This is a genomic window from Pseudomonas sp. SJZ079 (assembly GCF_007993865.1).
Classification (GTDB): Bacteria; Pseudomonadota; Gammaproteobacteria; order Pseudomonadales; family Pseudomonadaceae; genus Aquipseudomonas.
On sequence record NZ_VIUH01000031.1, the window covers coordinates 36647 to 52249 of the forward strand.

Annotated in this window: 15 protein-coding genes; 3 read left to right on the forward strand and 12 right to left on the reverse strand. The window is 60.9% G+C overall.

Annotated elements, in window-relative coordinates; translation table 11 throughout:
- The first annotated feature begins 24 nt into the window (after positions 1 to 24).
- Both FBY03_RS20475 and FBY03_RS20480 read left to right on the forward strand, forming a co-directional pair.
- Positions 25 to 306, forward strand: a complete 282-nt coding sequence (locus FBY03_RS20475; protein ID WP_147174196.1) for a hypothetical protein — start codon at positions 25 to 27, stop codon at positions 304 to 306.
- 74 nt (positions 307 to 380) lie between these two features.
- Complete coding sequence (locus tag FBY03_RS20480; RefSeq protein ID WP_147174197.1) at positions 381 to 1337, forward strand: L,D-transpeptidase family protein; 957 nt, start codon at positions 381 to 383, stop codon at positions 1335 to 1337.
- Between the two features lie 140 nt (positions 1338 to 1477).
- Here the strand turns inward: FBY03_RS20480 and oprI are convergent, their stop codons facing one another.
- Complete coding sequence (oprI, locus tag FBY03_RS20485) at positions 1478 to 1729, reverse strand: outer membrane lipoprotei OprI (RefSeq protein ID WP_025166192.1); 252 nt, start codon at positions 1727 to 1729, stop codon at positions 1478 to 1480.
- Between the two features lie 376 nt (positions 1730 to 2105).
- Between oprI and FBY03_RS20490 the strand changes: the two genes are divergently transcribed.
- Positions 2106 to 2702: a DJ-1/PfpI family protein gene (locus FBY03_RS20490; RefSeq protein ID WP_147174198.1), complete on the forward strand. Its 597-nt coding sequence runs from the start codon at positions 2106 to 2108 to the stop codon at positions 2700 to 2702.
- Between the two features lie 371 nt (positions 2703 to 3073).
- Here FBY03_RS20490 and FBY03_RS20495 read toward each other — a convergent pair whose 3' ends face one another.
- From FBY03_RS20495 to FBY03_RS20545, 11 genes are all read right to left on the reverse strand, one after another.
- On the reverse strand, positions 3074 to 3388 hold the full coding sequence (locus tag FBY03_RS20495) for a cupin domain-containing protein (protein ID WP_147174199.1): 315 nt from the start codon (positions 3386 to 3388) through the stop codon (positions 3074 to 3076).
- Positions 3389 to 3449: 61 nt separating this feature from the next.
- Positions 3450 to 3758 carry a chorismate mutase gene (locus tag FBY03_RS20500; protein WP_147174200.1) on the reverse strand — a complete coding sequence of 103 codons (309 nt, stop codon included), beginning with the start codon at positions 3756 to 3758 and terminating at the stop codon, positions 3450 to 3452.
- A gap of 93 nt (positions 3759 to 3851) precedes the next feature.
- Positions 3852 to 4334 (reverse strand): DUF3291 domain-containing protein, encoded by a 483-nt coding sequence (locus tag FBY03_RS20505; protein ID WP_147174201.1) that lies wholly within the window; start codon positions 4332 to 4334, stop codon positions 3852 to 3854.
- 96 nt (positions 4335 to 4430) lie between these two features.
- On the reverse strand, positions 4431 to 5282 hold the full coding sequence (locus FBY03_RS20510) for a GNAT family N-acetyltransferase (protein ID WP_256678008.1): 852 nt from the start codon (positions 5280 to 5282) through the stop codon (positions 4431 to 4433).
- Positions 5283 to 5464: 182 nt separating this feature from the next.
- On the reverse strand, positions 5465 to 7420 hold the full coding sequence (locus tag FBY03_RS20515) for an acetoacetate--CoA ligase (RefSeq protein ID WP_147174202.1): 1956 nt from the start codon (positions 7418 to 7420) through the stop codon (positions 5465 to 5467).
- Positions 7421 to 7757: 337 nt separating this feature from the next.
- Complete coding sequence (locus tag FBY03_RS20520) at positions 7758 to 8660, reverse strand: hydroxymethylglutaryl-CoA lyase (protein WP_147174203.1); 903 nt, start codon at positions 8658 to 8660, stop codon at positions 7758 to 7760.
- Positions 8661 to 8831: 171 nt separating this feature from the next.
- Positions 8832 to 10826: an acetyl/propionyl/methylcrotonyl-CoA carboxylase subunit alpha gene (locus FBY03_RS20525; protein WP_147174204.1), complete on the reverse strand. Its 1995-nt coding sequence runs from the start codon at positions 10824 to 10826 to the stop codon at positions 8832 to 8834.
- 85 nt (positions 10827 to 10911) lie between these two features.
- Complete coding sequence (locus tag FBY03_RS20530; protein ID WP_147174205.1) at positions 10912 to 11709, reverse strand: gamma-carboxygeranoyl-CoA hydratase; 798 nt, start codon at positions 11707 to 11709, stop codon at positions 10912 to 10914.
- A 94-nt stretch (positions 11710 to 11803) separates the two neighbouring features.
- Positions 11804 to 13411: a carboxyl transferase domain-containing protein gene (locus tag FBY03_RS20535; RefSeq protein WP_147174206.1), complete on the reverse strand. Its 1608-nt coding sequence runs from the start codon at positions 13409 to 13411 to the stop codon at positions 11804 to 11806.
- A gap of 101 nt (positions 13412 to 13512) precedes the next feature.
- On the reverse strand, positions 13513 to 14676 hold the full coding sequence (locus FBY03_RS20540) for an isovaleryl-CoA dehydrogenase (RefSeq protein WP_147174207.1): 1164 nt from the start codon (positions 14674 to 14676) through the stop codon (positions 13513 to 13515).
- A 29-nt stretch (positions 14677 to 14705) separates the two neighbouring features.
- Positions 14706 to 15104: a MerR family DNA-binding transcriptional regulator gene (locus tag FBY03_RS20545; RefSeq protein WP_147174209.1), complete on the reverse strand. Its 399-nt coding sequence runs from the start codon at positions 15102 to 15104 to the stop codon at positions 14706 to 14708.
- Positions 15105 to 15603: the final 499 nt, after the last annotated feature.

The following is a 15603-nucleotide window of genomic DNA, read 5'->3' on the forward strand; positions in this document are numbered from 1 at the left end:
GGCGGCCCCGCCCAGGAGCCCTCGATGCCGCGTCTCGCTTGGTCTTTATATGCCTATCAACTGATCGAACCGGACGAGCAGCTGGATCTGTTTGCCTGTCGTGAGGTTCGCCTGCATTTGGTTGCGCGTCAGCTTGAACTGGGTGGTTTTGCCGATCGGACCCTCTGTGGCGGCTTGTTGCCGGCCAAGCCGCGCTGGCGGGAGCTGGCTAAACCATTGCTGCGTGATAAGCGGTTGTGCCCCGGTTGTCGTGCAACATTCGATGCCCAGCGTCGCGGAGATCGGCCATTTTGGCCAGGCTGCTGATGCCTCCCGAAGTATCGAATGCGGGTGTACAATTGCGCTCTTATAGATCAGCCATTCTCGTCAAGGATTTCCGGATGTCGTTGCGTGTTCCTGCCGTCGCCCGCTGCTTGTCCCTCACCACGCTTGTGTCCATGGGCGCCGCTGTTGCCATGGAGCTACCTTTGCCGCCTCCTGGTGAAGACATTGTGGGTCAGGTCCAGGTAATCAAAGCCAAATACGAAGACACCTTCGCCGATCTTGCCGCAGCCAATGATCTGGGTTACCTGGAAATGGTCGCGGCCAATCCGGGGGTCGACCCTTGGTTGCCTGGCGAAGGTACGGAGATCATCCTGCCGACCCGCTTTATCCTGCCGCCAGGGCCGCGTGAAGGGGTGGTGATCAATCTCGCCGAGTACCGCCTGTATTACTTCCCGAAAGGGCAAAATGTCGTACACACCTATCCGCTGGGGATTGGCCGTGAGGGCTGGGGTTCGCCAGTCGCCAATGCGCAGATCACTGCGAAAACCCCTAATCCGGGCTGGTCCCCGCCGCAGTCAATTCGCGACGAACATGCCGCCGATGGCGATCCGCTGCCGGCTTATGTGCCGCCGGGCCCTGATAATCCACTGGGGCCTTACAAGCTGACATTGTCGGTACCGGGTTACCTGATTCATGGCTCCAACAAGAAGTTCGGCATCGGCATGCGCGTGAGCCATGGCTGTTTCCGCATGCTTAACAATAATGTCGTGCAACTGGCTGGCATGACGTCTGTGGGCACCTCGGTAAGGATCATGAACGAGCCTTATAAGTTTGGTCTGAGTAATGGCAAGGTCTACCTGGAAGCTCACCAGCCGCTTGATGACACGGGCGAATCGTCGATTGTCGATAAGCACACTGCGGTGATCAATGCCCTGCTCAAGCGTGAAGATCTGGGCAATCAAGGTCTGGATTGGGACATGGTGCGCGAAGTGGTCGCCGCCGAAGATGGTTTGCCAGTGGCAATTGCCGAGTCGAATGCGGCACTGGCCAGTCGCGAAGCCGATAGTTTCTGATTTCGCAACAGCCTGATAGAACCCGCTGCGCGTCAACGCCAGCGGGTTTTTTATTACCTGGTTTGTTACGGAACAATCTTCCAGGCAATAAAAAAGCCGCCCCCTTTTGAGGGGCGGCTTTAGTTAGCCTTGAGGGGCTATTACTTGCGGCTGGCTTTTTCCAGCATACGCATAGCACGCTCATTGGCTTCGTCAGCAGTTTGCTGAGCCTTCTGAGCAGCAGCCATAGCTTCATCAGCCTTGCGGTAGGCTTCATCGGCACGGGCTTGAGCGCGAGCAGCAGCGTCTTCGGTAGCAGTCAGACGTGCTTCAGTTTCTTTGGACATGCTGCTGCAACCGGTAGCCAGAACTGCGGCCAAAGCCAGAGCAGAGAATTTCAGAACGTTGTTCATCGTGTTCCCCTAAAGGTGTAATTTTCCATTAAAGCAGTTCCCAAACGATAGGAAATCAGCCGGCGTACATACTACCCATAAGTTTTAGTAAGTAAATGCAGACGACGCAAGCGCAGCATGTTTTTTTCACAATACCGGGCGCGTAACAGCGAACCGGGAATGTTTGTATAAAAAATAGACAGATTTGACTGTTTTGGCGTCGTTGCATCGTCGACCTCGGTGTCCATCTAATGCCAACAAACAGGCGACCAGGTCCGCACCTTAGGGGACACAATCTGTATTGGCGGATTTTATTTCTGCTGTGCTGGCGAGCATGCTCACTAACGCATAGATTCGTGGTTTCTGTCAGATCTGAAGCTGCAAGTCGGGAGATGAGATGCGTATTGCCGTATTGACGTTCGAGGGCTTCAACGAGCTGGACTCCTTTGTCGCTGCCGCTCTGCTCAACCGAATGCGCAGCCAGGGTTGGCAGGCGCAGATAACCTGCCCGAGCGAGTACGTCACTTCAATGAATGGCGTACGGGTCCAGGCCCAGCAACTATTGGAGTTCGCCAATGAAGCGGACGTAGTGCTGTTCGGCAGCGGTATGCAGACCCGCGCGATTGCTGAGGATCGTGGAATTCTCCAGCGCTTGCAGCTTGATCCGCAGCGTCAGTTGATAGGGTCACAGTGTTCGGGCACCTTGCTGATGGCCAAGCTCGGACTGCTGGGCGAGCTACCGGCTTGCACCGATCTGACCAGCAAGCCTTGGGTGATCGAGGCGGGCACCCGCGTGCTGGATCAGCCGTTTTATGCCAAGGGTAATCTGGCTACCGCCGGCGGATGCCTGTCGGCGCCCTATCTGGCGGCCTGGGTGATCGCCAAGTTGGCGGGCGAAGGCGCGTGTGCCGAGGTGCTGCATTACGTCGCGCCCGTGGGCGAGAAACAGGCATTCGTTGAGCGGTCGTTGGCTGTGGTTCGTCCCTACCTGTGAGCAGAGTGCGATACGTGGGCTGGGGGAGTTTCAGGCATTAACCTAGCGCGCAAATATCCTCACCTCATGCTTTAGAACTGCCCCAGCGCAACCATCATCCCAACCAGGCCGACAGCCAAACCAACGCATGAGACGTAAACCGCCTCACGCGACGCCAGGTGCCACGGCTGGCGTGGGCATTTCCCCAGGCTTATCAGCTTGACCACTGGCCAACCCAGCCAATAGAGCAGGGTGCCGAACAGGATATCCAGCAAGACATAGCCGATACAGCGAGCGGTGAGTTCGAGGAGGGTGTCGATGGCTATTGTCTCTGCTTAATGTCGAGGTCGAGGAAACATCGGTGAATTAAATGAGGGGCTGTTGGGCGTCGGTCAGGCGCCGGAATTAAACCAGAACTCAACTTCGTCAGTTTCTTCGTTAAATTCGGCGGCATGTTCGACCCCGGCCGGCACGTGATACCAGTCGCCAACCCGGTAGGTGGTGGTGGCGCCGTCAATGCTCAGGATCAACGCGCCGCGGGTGATAACCCCGTAATTGTCGGTTTCATGGGTGTGCGGGGGAATTGAGGTACCGGCGGGGTACGAGGCAAATAGCACATCGCTGTCTTTGGCTTCGAGTTTGTACGCGTCAAAGCGACCGTCGTACAAAGGCAGCGATCTGATTTTTTCAGGGTATTGTCCAGCCACTGTGTTGCTCCTTTTTATGTGACATTTTGGTTTCTTGCGGTAAAGCGAGCTGAACCACCTATCAAGGTTTGTTTGCCCCGCGGTTCAAGGCTGCATGTTCGGCCAGCTCTGTCTGGATGAAAGCGCTGATCATCGCTCGGTATACCTGTTCGGTGATGCGCGGGTCTGCACCCAACTCACGGGACAATGCCGTCACTTTAACAATGACCTGTTCGACCCGCTGGGGGGCTTGGACATCATCAGTGGTTTTTTTGAAACGTGCGGCCGCAGCGACATAGGTGCCACGCTCTGCCAACAGGGTTACCAGCTGGCGGTCGATACGATCGATAGTTGCGCGCACCTGCTCGAGTGAATTGCAGTTAACTTCCATATTGCATCTGGCTCCTTATAAGTCGCGTTAACTGGCGGTCAGTTGATGACGACAGTCCTACAGTGTTTTTTATGACGCGAGCGCTGGCAACTGTCAGACCAGTTCCTCGCGTGCAGCGCTGTGTTCCTCGGGGGCAGGGAAGGGCTTGGCAAAGGTAAAGGCCTGTGCGGATGGGCCTTCTGCGGTCAGTGTTTGCAGTGCGCTCTTGGCTTGTTCAATCGTCGGCAGATGCCCTGCGGGCACCCACCATAAAGCCAGTGTCGGCGCGCTGGGTTTGTCGAACCACTGTTGCTTGTCCTTCAGGACGCTCAGGTGATCGCCTGTGTAAACGTAGTTTTTCAGCGATTCAACCGAATCCCATACGGACAGGTTGACGATGACCAGCTCGTCATCGAAAACCTTAAGTGCCGTTGCATCGCCTTCCGCTGTTTGCAATCGCCAAACAAACCCGGGGCTGGTTTCTGCCAGTTGGTTTATATGCTCGAGTTGTTCGACAAAGCCTTGCATGACTGGCGAGTCGAGTGTGGCCTTGGCCCTGGCGATGTTGACTTGGGCCAAGTGGTAGTTGCGGGTCATCTGCTCATCCTTGAGTGGGTTCAATCTAGGTTCAAATTCGTCTGCAGAAACTGGCTGCAGTACTGCTCCTGATCTCTACAGGCTTGTCAATTCGCTTCAGCCAAGTTCGAACGTGGTCACGCCGAACACCCGGTTCATGGGTAATGCGGGCGGTTGTCCTCGGTACATGCGCGCTGTCTCGAACGAGACGAACATGTTGTGCCTCTGGGCCATCTCGATCGCCGCCGAATTCACTGCCGGCGTATCCAGGAAAACCGGCGCTCCGACTGGCACCTCTGCCTTCAGGGCTAAAAACAGCGGTTCTGCCAACTCGGCAGTGTCGGCGAATAACGGGCCTATTTTGTAGCCCGAGCGGCATCTGCGCAGAACGCCATAACCGGCCAACTGGCGATCGCGGAGGATGCCAAGTGCGGTACTTTCGGGTTGCTGAGTCCAGCACCTGAGAAACTGCCTGCGGGGTTCGGGAAAGAACGCCCGGTCGTAAGCACATACCGCCTCGATGGACACGGCGGATAACGGCACGATGTCCGCATCTTCATGGCGGCATCCGCCTCCAATGCCCTGGTAGCGGACATTGGCATGCGCCCAGGTAAACCCGGACTTCATGTAGTTGTCTTGTTGGGCGACCACACCATCGAGGCCGATAGTACGACCCTTGAGGTACTCAAGACCGGCATTCCAGATCTGCAGGCCGTAGCCCTTGCCGCGATGCTCGGGCTTAACGATGTAAAAACCCAGAAACCCAAAGGTGGCGCCATACCTCACGACTGAAATCACCGAAACCGGCTCATCGCCCAGTACTCCGATCAGAAAGCCACTGGGGTCGGCCGCATAGAAGCACTCGGCGTCGTACAACCCAGGATTCCAGCCCTCTATCGCCGCCCAGTCGATGGCAATATCCAGCTCTTGTCGGGTCATCGTTCGGATGAGGTAGTCAGGCGTTTGCACGATTCACTTCCGGTGGGTATGGCTGATTGGCGGTTAACAGCCGAAATCTGAAGTTCGACGCTATGCGATCTTTCCTGCGCTGTCTATTCAGACTCAAGGCCGGAAGGCACAACTGGAAAGTTGGGTGATCTTCAGCCATGGAACAGCCCAGAGCGTCTGGGCCTTCTCATGGGGCTGGCAGGTCAACGCTGCAGTTCAGGCAAGTCCCGGTACAACTCCAGGGCCTGTGGATTGGCCAATGCATCGGTGTTTTTTACCGCTTTGCCGTGCACCACATTGCGCACCGCGAGCTCGACAATTTTGCCGCTGATGGTGCGCGGGATATCGCTCACGGCGATGATCTTGGCCGGCACATGTCGCGGCGTGGTGTTGGCGCGGATCACCTGGCGGATGCGGCTTTGCAGTTCGTCGGTGAGTGGCACGCCGTCGCGCAGGCGGACGAACAGTACCACGCGCACGTCGCCCTTCCAGTCCTGGCCGATGGCGATGGATTCCAGCACCTCGTCGACCTTTTCCACCTGGCGGTAAATTTCCGCCGTGCCGATGCGCACGCCACCGGGATTGAGCACCGCGTCGGAGCGGCCGTGGATCACCAGACCGCCGTGCTCGGTTTCCTCGGCGTAGTCGCCATGAGCCCAGACGCCGGGGAAGGTGTCGAAGTAGGCGGCATGGAATTTCTCGCCGTTCGGGTCGTTCCAGAAACCTACCGGCATCGAGGGGAAGTGCTGGGCGCAGACCAGTTCGCCTTTCTCGCCCTTGACCGGCTGGCCGGCGTCGTTCCACACCTGCACATCCATGCCCAGACCCTTGCATTGCAACTCGCCGCGCCACACCGGCAACAGCGGGTTGCCCAGCACGAAGCAGGAGACGATGTCGGTGCCGCCGGAAATAGACGACAAGCACAGGTCGGCTTTGATCTCGCGGTAGACGTACTCGAAGCTCTCGTGGGACAGCGGCGAGCCGGTGGAGAGGATGGCCTTGAGGCGCTGCAATCTGTGCGTGCTACCCGGTTTGGCGCCGGCTTTCTCCAAGGCGGCCAGGTATTTGGCGCTGCTGCCGAAGATGCTGATGTCCTCCGCGTCGATCAGGTCGATCAAGCGTTCGGCGCCTGGGTGGAAGGGGGAGCCGTCGAACAGTACCAGCGTGGCGCCCAGGGCCAGGCCGGAGACCAGCCAGTTCCACATCATCCAGCCGCAGGTGGTGTAGTAGAACAGGGTGTCAGTAGCCGACAGGTCGCTGTGTAGGCCGAGTTCTTTGACGTGTTGCAGCAGCACGCCGCCGCTGCCGTGAACGATGCATTTAGGCACGCCGGTGGTGCCACTGGAATAGAGGATGTACAGCGGATGGTCGAAGGGCACCTGGGTGAACTCGGGGTCGCCGCCGGGCTGATAGAACGCTTGCCAGAGTGCGACCTGGGCGCCGGTGGTGAAGTCTGCGAGCTTGGCTTCTGGTCGGGAGTAGGGCACGACTATCAACTGCTGAAGCGACGGCAGGCGTTCGAGAATTTCGTTGAGTTTGCCGGTCAGGTCGAGGTTCTTGCCGGCGTAGCGGTAGCCGGCGCAGGTGATCAACACCTTGGGCTCGATCTGGCCGAAGCGGTCGATCACTCCCTGGGTGCCGAAGTCCGGCGAGCAGGACGACCAGGTGGCGCCGAGGCTGGTGGCGGCGAGCATGCCAACCAGGGTTTGCCAGGTATTGGGCATAAAGGCCGCGACCCGGTCGCCCAGGCCGACGCCCGCGGCTTTCAGGCTGCGCTGCAGGCCGGCAACGTGGGCAGCCAGCTCGGCATAGCTCAGCTGCTCGCGGCTACCGTCCTCGCCGATGGCGACCAGCGCCGGGTGAGCGTCACGGCGACGCAGCAAGTGTTCGGCGAAATTCAGCGTGGCGCCAGGGAACCAGTGGGCGCTGGGCATGGCGGCGCCCTCTTGCAGTACGGCACTGGGCTGCTGGCTAAAGCGGATCTCGAAGAATTCGATAATGGACTGCCAGAATGCCTCGCGCTGCGCCACGCTCCAGGCATGCAGCGCAGGGTAGTCGGCCAGATGCAGGTGATGCCGCTGGTTGACGAAGTGGCGGAAAGCGTCCATCCGGGTTGTAGCGATGCGCTCGGCGGAAGGTGCCCACAAGGGTGGTCGCATGTCGACTCCTCGCTCGATTCGGCCTATTGATCGTCGATAAGCCCGATACTGGACACGTTAGCCTACTGTTCGGCGCTGGCCTTGAACTTCAGCGACCTCTATTTCTCGGATGACGACCTTGGAAGGGCTGTGCCTGCTGTATTCCAATTATGGGCTAAACGCATAGAGGCTGAGCCTCGGGCCTTACAGGCTGTAAAAAGCCTGACGGCAGCAACATGCTGCCTTCGCAGGGCTTCACCCCATCAGCCTGCTGGCGAACGCACTCTGCCGTCTGGATGCAATCCGGGGCAGCGGCGAACTGTCCGTCGGTTTGCCCCAGGCTACACCTAGGTAGAGCTTAGGCGCTGGCTAGCTTGGTCCTGGCCACACGCGAGCCATTGGCCTTGCCCAGCAGCGCGCAGATGCGCTGGCCGGCGGCGATCAATTGCTCCAGGTCGATGCCGGTTGTGATGCCAAGGCCATTCAACAAGTACAGCACGTCTTCGGTCGCGACGTTGCCGGTGGCGCCCTTGGCATAGGGGCAGCCACCCAAACCCGCGACCGAGCTGTCGAATACGCCGATACCTTCCAGCAGGCTGGCGTAGACATTCGCCAGGGCCTGGCCATAGGTGTCGTGGAAATGTCCGGCCAGTTGGTCACGAGGGATGTCGCGGCCGACCACTTCGATCAATCTACGCGTAGCGCCGGCGGTGCCGGTGCCGATGGTGTCGCCGAGGGATACCTCGTAACAGCCCATGGCGAACAGCTCCCTGGCCACACTGGCAACTTGCTCAGGCGCCACAGCGCCTTCATAGGGGCAGCCGAGCACGCAGGAGACATAGCCGCGCACGCGGATGCCGTGTTGTTTGGCAGCGTCCATCAGCGGCACGAAACGTTGCAGGCTCTCGTCGATCGAACAGTTGATGTTCTTCTGCGAGAAGGCTTCGGTGGCGGCGGCGAACACCGCGACTTCCTTGACTCCGGCCTGCAGTGCGGCTTCGAAGCCTCTGAGGTTGGGGGTCAGCCCGGCGTAGGTGACGCCAGGGCGTTGCTTGATCTGTGCGAACACCAGTTCGCTACCGGCCATCTGCGGCACCCATTTGGGCGAGACGAAGCTGCCGACTTCGATATAGGAGAGGCCGGCGGCGGACAGGTCATCGACCAGGCGCACCTTGTCGGCCACGCTGATCGGTTGTTGCTCATTCTGCAGGCCGTCGCGCGGGCCGACTTCGACCAAGCGCACCTGTTGGGGGAGATTCATATGCACTTCTCTGTAGGGGTAGCCCGGATGCAATCCGGGGGCAAAATACCTGGTCAATCCCGGATTGCATCCGGCCTACGCGAGGGCTGTTGTAGCGAAAGACGGTAGGGTGGGTTGAGCCTGCGATACCCATCCTACGCAGTCAATTCAGCATTCGACAGCACCGAGCCGTCAGGCTTCGTCCAGCTCCACTAGTACGCTGCCTTCGCCAACCATCTCGCCTTCGCTGCAATACAGCGCCTTGACGGTGCCGGCATGCGGCGCACGGATGCTGTGCTCCATCTTCATCGCCTCTAGCACGACCAAGGCGGTGCCGGCCTCGACCTGCTGGCCGGTTTCAACCAGCACGCGGACAATGCTGCCGTTCATCGGTGCGGTCAGGCCGCCGTGATGCTGATGGCTGGCCTCGACGGCGGCGATCGGGTCGATGCGGCTGACCGCGTGCAGCTCGCCATCCCACTCGAAGTACAGGGTAGCGCCTTGGCGAATCGCCATGTGGCGACGCTGGACTGCTGTAGCAGTCAGCTTGCTGGCGATGCTGTGAGCATGAAGCTGATCGCCAGCAGGCTGGCTCCTGCACAACAGCGTTTCGCCTTGCAGGCGGGCCTCGCCATTAAGTTTCACCGTCTGCTCGCTGCCATTGCAGTGCAGGCTGATCGAGCGCTCGTTGGGCAGGCCGGCGCGCCAGCCGCTGCTGGCTGCCCAGGGCGAATGGGCATCCTCGTGTGATTGCCGAGCCGGTTCACTCTGCACGAACGCTTCGCCAGCCAGTTGCCAGAACGCGGCGGATAATTCGCCTGGTGGCGGCAGCAGTTGCGCTTCGTGGCGCGGGATAAAGCCGGTATCCAGCTCGGCCTCGGCGAAGGCCGGGTGGGCCAGCACGCGACGCAGGAACGCCAGGTTGGTCTTCACCCCGCCGACGCAGGTCTCATCCAGCATGGCCAGCAGGCGCAGGCGCGCCTCCTCGCGATTGTCGCCCCAGGCGATCAGCTTGCCGAGCATCGGGTCGTAGAAGGGCGACACCTCGTCGCCCTCAGCCACGCCCGTGTCTACTCGGCGGCCTGGGCCAGCGCTGGCCTCGCGATACAAGGCCAGGGTGCCGGTGGACGGCAGGAAATCGTTGTCCGGGTCTTCGGCGTACAGGCGCACTTCGATGGCATGGCCGATCAGCGGCACCTGATCCTGGGTCAGCGGCAATGCCTCGCCACGGGCGACACGAATCTGCCAGGCCACCAGATCCAGGCCGGTGATGGCCTCGGTGACCGGGTGCTCGACCTGCAGGCGGGTGTTCATCTCCATGAAGAAGAAGTCGCCGCGTTCGTCCAGCAGGAACTCCACTGTGCCGGCACCGACATAGCCGATGGCCTGAGCAGCCTTCACCGCTGCCTCGCCCATGGCGCGGCGCAGTTCCGGGGTGAGCCCGGGTGCCGGCGCTTCCTCGACCACCTTCTGGTGGCGGCGCTGGATCGAGCAGTCGCGCTCGTTCAGATACAGGCAGTGGCCGTGCTGGTCGGCGAACACCTGGATCTCCACGTGGCGTGGCTTGAGTACGTATTTCTCCACCAGCATGCGCGAGTCGCCGAAGGACGACTTTGCCTCGCGCTGGGCGCTGGCCAGGGCCTCGGCCAGTTCGCTCTCGCGCTCGACCACCTTCATGCCCTTGCCGCCGCCACCGGCGGTGGCCTTGAGCAATACCGGGTAGCCGATGACTTCCGACGCGGCGCGGAAGGTCTCCAGATCCTGCGCCTCGCCGTGATAGCCAGGCACCAGCGGCACGCCGGCGGCCTCCATCAGCGCCTTGGCCGCGGACTTGCTGCCCATGGCGTCGATGGCGCTGGCGGGCGGGCCGAGAAAGATCAACCCGGCGGCCTCGATGGCGCGAGCGAAACCGGCGTTCTCCGAGAGAAAGCCGTAGCCGGGGTGAATGGCCTGGGCGCCGCTGGCCCTGGCCGCTTCGATCAGCGCGTCGATGCGCAGGTAACTGTCGGCCGGCTTGGCGCCGCCCAGGTCGATGGCCATATCGGCCTCGCGCACATGGCGGGCGTTACGGTCGATGGCGCTGTGCACCGCCACGGTCTTGATGCCCATGGCCTTGGCGCTGTGCATCACCCGGCAGGCGATTTCGCCGCGGTTGGCCACCAGCAGAGTATCGATGTGCTTGCTCATGCTTATTGCTCCTGCCGGAGGGATTGGCGTTTATCGAGCCAGCTGCAGCACTGAACGGTATGGAGCACTAGATCGCTAGGAATAGTCATTGTTGCTCCTGCCAGCTGGGTTTGCGTTTGTCGAGGAAAGCGCGCAGGCCTTCCTGGCCCTCCGGGCTGACGCGGATACGGGCGATGGCGTTCTCGGTGTAACGGCGCAAGGCTGGGGTGAGCACGCCACTGCCCACTTCTCTGAGCAGGTTTTTGCTCGCCTGCATGGCCTGCGGGCTATTCAGCAGCAGGTTGGCGGTCCAGGCAGCGGTCGCCTGGTCGAGTTCCTCGGCGGGGTAGCACTCGGCCAGCAGGCCCAGTTGCTGCGCGCGCTCGCCGCTGAAACGTTCGGCAGTCAAGGCATAACACCGCGCCGCGCGTTCGCCGATGGCCTGCACGACGAAGGGGCTGATCACCGCCGGGGCCAAGCCGATACGCACCTCGGACAGGCACAACTGCGCGTCCATGGCGCCGATGGCCATGTCGCAGCAGGCGATCAGACCCAGCGCGCCGCCGAAGGCCGCTCCCTGCACCACGGCCAGGGTGGGAATCTTCAGCTGATACAGGTTGTGCATCAACTCGGCCAACTCGCGCGAGTCCGCCAGGTTGGCGTTGTAATCCAACGCGGCGGACTGCTGCATCCAGGCCAGGTCGGCGCCGGCCGAGAAATGCTTGCCGCGCCCACGCAGGATAAGAAAGCGCAGATCCTTGTCGGCCTGCACCTGATCCAGGGCGAGGATCAGCTCACGGATCATCTCGGCGTTGAAGGCGTTGTTCTTGTCCGGGCGGTTGAGCCATAGGGTGGCGACGCCGCGCGGGTCTTTGTCCAGTTGAATGGTGCTGAAATCGGTCATGGCGGTGGACTCGAAATGTTCGCAGGCTCTAGGTGGGAGGGGCTTTAGCCGCGAATTTTGTTTTGCCTGTCGCGGCTGAAGCCCCTCCCACGGATTACATCCTGAATACGCCGAAAGTAGTCGGCTCGATCGGCGCATTGAGGCTGGCGGACAACGCCAGGCCGAGCACGTCGCGGGTCTGCGCCGGGTCGATGACGCCGTCATCCCACAGTCGCGCGCTGGAATAGTAGGGGTGGCCCTGGCGCTCGTACTGTTCGAGGATCGGCTGCTTGAGCTTGGCTTCCTCCTCGGCGGAGAAGTCATGGCCGGCGCGTGCCGCCTGCTCGTGTTTGACCTGCACCAGCACGCCGGCCGCCTGCTCGGCGCCCATCACGCCGATCCGCGCATTCGGCCACATCCACAGGAAACGCGGATCGTAGGCGCGGCCGCACATGCCGTAGTTGCCGGCGCCGAAGCTGCCGCCGATGATCACGGTGAACTTCGGCACCTTGGCGCAGGCCACGGCGTTGACCAGCTTGGCGCCGTGCTTGGCGATGCCGCCGGCCTCGTACTTCTGCCCGACCATGAAACCGGTGATGTTCTGCAGGAACAGCAGGGGAATGCCACGCTGGCAGGCTAACTCGATGAAGTGCGCGCCTTTCTGCGCCGATTCGGCGAACAAGATTCCGTTATTGGCGAGGATCGCTACTGGGTAGCCCTGAATATGGGCGAAACCGCAGACCAGGGTGGCGCCGAACAGCGCCTTGAACTCATCGAACACCGAGCCGTCGACGATGCGCGCGATCACCTCGCGCACATCGAAGGGCTGCTTGGCATCGGCCGGAATCACGCCATAGAGTTCTTCGGCGTCGTACAGCGGGGCGATCGGCTCGCGGTTGTTGAGCACGCCGAACTTGCGCCAGTTGAGGTTGGCGATGCTGCGGCGGGCCAGGGCCAGGGCGTGATCGTCGTTCTCGGCGTAGTGGTCGGCCACCCCCGAGGTCTTGCAGTGCACGTCGGCACCGCCGAGATCCTCGGCGCTGACCACCTCGCCGGTGGCGGCCTTCACCAGCGGCGGGCCGGCGAGGAAGATGGTCGCCTGTTGGCGCACCATGATTGCCTCGTCGGCCATGGCCGGCACATAGGCCCCGCCGGCGGTGCAGGAGCCCATAACCACGGCGATCTGCGGGATGCCCATGGCGCTCATGTTGGCCTGATTGAAGAAGATCCGCCCGAAGTGTTCGCGGTCCGGAAACACCTCGTCCTGGCGCGGCAGGTTGGCGCCGCCGGAATCGACCAGGTAGATGCACGGCAGACGGTTCTGCTGGGCGATGGCCTGGGCGCGCAGGTGCTTCTTCACGGTCAGTGGGTAGTAGCTACCACCTTTCACCGTGGCGTCATTGGCCACGATCATGCACTCGACGCCTTCGACCCGACCGATGCCGGCGACCACCCCGGCAGCCGGCACTTCTTCGCCATACACCTCATGGGCGGCCAACTGGCCGATCTCGAGGAACGGCGAGCCGAGGTCGAGCAGGCGGTTGATCCGCTCGCGTGGCAGCAACTTGCCGCGTGAAATATGCCGGTGCTGGGCTTTCTCGCCACCGCCTTCATGGACGCGGGCGAGGAGGGCGCGCAGGTGATTGACCTGAGTGAGCATGGCCGCGCTGTTGGAGGCGAACTCCGGCGAACGGGTATTGATCTTGGTATGCAGGATGGCCATCTGGGGCGCTCCGTCGAATTGGGCATGTTTCGTAGGAGCCAGCTTGCTGGCGATCCGGGGTAAAAGCATCGCCAGCAAGCTGGCTCCTACAAAGGGCTCGACTACTTGGTCTCGTTGAACAGCTCGCGGCCGATCAGCATGCGGCGGATCTCGCTGGTGCCGGCGCCGATCTCGTAGAGCTTGGCGTCGCGCAGCAGGCGACCAGTGGGGAATTCATTGATGTAGCCGTTGCCGCCGAGAATCTGGATCGCATCCAGGGCCATCTGCGTCGCGCGTTCGGCGCTGTAGAGGATCACCCCGGCGGCGTCCTTGCGCGTGGTTTCGCCACGGTCGCAGGCCTGGGCCACGGCATACAGGTAGGCGCGGCTGGCGTTGAGCTGGGTGTACATGTCGGCGACCTTGCCCTGGATCAGCTGGAACTCGCCGATGCTCTGGCCGAACTGCTTGCGGTCGTGGATGTAAGGCACTATCACGTCCATGCAGGCCTGCATGATGCCGATCGGGCCGCCCGACAACACCACGCGCTCGTAATCCAGGCCGCTCATCAGCACTTTCACGCCGCCGTTGAGCACGCCGAGGATGTTCTCGGCCGGTACTTCGACGTCATCGAAGAACAGCTCGCAGGTGTTCGAGCCGCGCATGCCCAGCTTGTCGAACTTGCTGCCGCGGGAGAAACCTTTCGAGTCGCGCTCGACGATAAAGGCGGTGATGCCGTGCGCGCCTTTTTCCAGGTCGGTCTTGGCGTAGATCACATAGGTGTTGGCGTCCGGACCGTTGGTGATCCAGGTCTTGCTGCCGTTGAGCACGAAGTGGTCGCCGCGTTGTTCGGCGCGCAGCTTCATCGACACCACGTCGGAACCGGCATTCGGCTCGCTCATCGCCAGCGCGCCGATGTGCTCGCCGCTGACCAGTTTGGGCAGGTACTTGGCCTTCTGCTCGGCGGTGCCGTTGCGATTGATCTGGTTGACGCACAGGTTGGAGTGGGCGCCGTAGGACAAGCCGACCGAAGCCGAGGCGCGGCTGATTTCTTCGAGTGCCACCACATGGGCCAGATAGCCGAGGCCCGAGCCGCCGTACTCCTCGCTGACGGTGATGCCGAGCAGACCCATGTCGCCGAACTTCTTCCACATGTCGACCGGGAACAGATTGTCACTGTCGATGGCGGCGGCGCGTGGCGCCAGTTCGGCGGCGACGAAGGCCTGGACCTGATCACGCAGCATGTCGATGGTTTCGCCGAGGGCAAAGTTGAGGGACGGATAGCTCATGGTTCCACCTGTCTTAATCGTTCTGAGGTTTAGGCTGTAATGCCTTGTTTCTTATCAGTTTCAGCTAGTGCGCTTAGGCAGCGTTCTTCGGCTGTGTCCAGTTCCAGCTGCATCTGTTGAATGTCCAGCAGCTGCTGCTGCAGCTGGCTGCGACGTTCGGCAATCTTGTGCATGAAGGTTTCCAGCTGCTTGCGATTGCCATGCACCGGGTCGTACAGCTCGATCAGTTCCTTGCACTCGGCCAGGGAGAAGCCGATGCGCTTGCCGCGCAGGATCAGCTTCAGGGTGACCTTGTCCTTGCCGCTGTAGATGCGCTCCTGACCACGCCGCTCGGGGCTGAGCATGCCTTGCTCCTCATAGAAGCGAATGGCGCGGGTGGTGATGTCCAGCTCGCGGGCCAGGTCGGAGATGCTGTAGGGAGCAGCCATGGAAATCGTCTCGCTCATTTACCTTTACGTTAACGTAAGGCTGGAAAAGCATTAAGTCAACAGGCAAGAAGGGGTGAGTGAGCTCTTGATTTTGTCGGCTAAATGAATGAAAGACTTTATGTAATAGGAGCTTATGTCATAACGCTAAGCTGAAATATAAAGAGCGGCGGCGCGGCTCGCTGACAAGGCCGGCATGACGCCATTAAGTCCGGAGGGGGTGGAAGGTCAAAATAGAATGGAATTGACGCGCTGGTTGCCTTGCCCCAGCTAAGCCCTGCTATTGCCAGATTCTACCGGTGCTGCTTTGTTTGACTCTTCCTTCAGGAATCTTCAGCTGAGTGAATAAGTATTCCTCAAATGACGCCTGATAGTGCTGCGCAGTAATGGCTTTTGGAAGCGCAGCGTGGGGATTCCATGCGCACTTGGACACCCAGTCCACGAACACTTGGACAGCGATTCCACGCTGACTTGGACACTCATTCCACGGCCCCTTGGACAC

Bases quoted from the DNA above. Each gene is read 5' to 3' on its own strand.
- FBY03_RS20475 (WP_147174196.1), top strand. From the start codon at position 25: ATGCCGCGTCTCGCTTGGTCTTTATATGCCTATCAACTGATCGAACCG.
- FBY03_RS20480 (WP_147174197.1), top strand. From the start codon at position 381: ATGTCGTTGCGTGTTCCTGCCGTCGCCCGCTGCTTGTCCCTCACCACG.
- oprI (WP_025166192.1), bottom strand. From the start codon at position 1,729: ATGAACAACGTTCTGAAATTCTCTGCTCTGGCTTTGGCCGCAGTTCTG.
- FBY03_RS20490 (WP_147174198.1), top strand. From the start codon at position 2,106: ATGCGTATTGCCGTATTGACGTTCGAGGGCTTCAACGAGCTGGACTCC.
- FBY03_RS20500 (WP_147174200.1), bottom strand. From the start codon at position 3,758: ATGGAAGTTAACTGCAATTCACTCGAGCAGGTGCGCGCAACTATCGAT.
- FBY03_RS20505 (WP_147174201.1), bottom strand. From the start codon at position 4,334: ATGACCCGCAACTACCACTTGGCCCAAGTCAACATCGCCAGGGCCAAG.
- FBY03_RS20515 (WP_147174202.1), bottom strand. From the start codon at position 7,420: ATGCGACCACCCTTGTGGGCACCTTCCGCCGAGCGCATCGCTACAACC.
- FBY03_RS20520 (WP_147174203.1), bottom strand. From the start codon at position 8,660: ATGAATCTCCCCCAACAGGTGCGCTTGGTCGAAGTCGGCCCGCGCGAC.
- FBY03_RS20525 (WP_147174204.1), bottom strand. From the start codon at position 10,826: ATGAGCAAGCACATCGATACTCTGCTGGTGGCCAACCGCGGCGAAATC.
- FBY03_RS20530 (WP_147174205.1), bottom strand. From the start codon at position 11,709: ATGACCGATTTCAGCACCATTCAACTGGACAAAGACCCGCGCGGCGTC.
- FBY03_RS20535 (WP_147174206.1), bottom strand. From the start codon at position 13,411: ATGGCCATCCTGCATACCAAGATCAATACCCGTTCGCCGGAGTTCGCC.
- FBY03_RS20540 (WP_147174207.1), bottom strand. From the start codon at position 14,676: ATGAGCTATCCGTCCCTCAACTTTGCCCTCGGCGAAACCATCGACATG.
- FBY03_RS20545 (WP_147174209.1), bottom strand. From the start codon at position 15,104: ATGGCTGCTCCCTACAGCATCTCCGACCTGGCCCGCGAGCTGGACATC.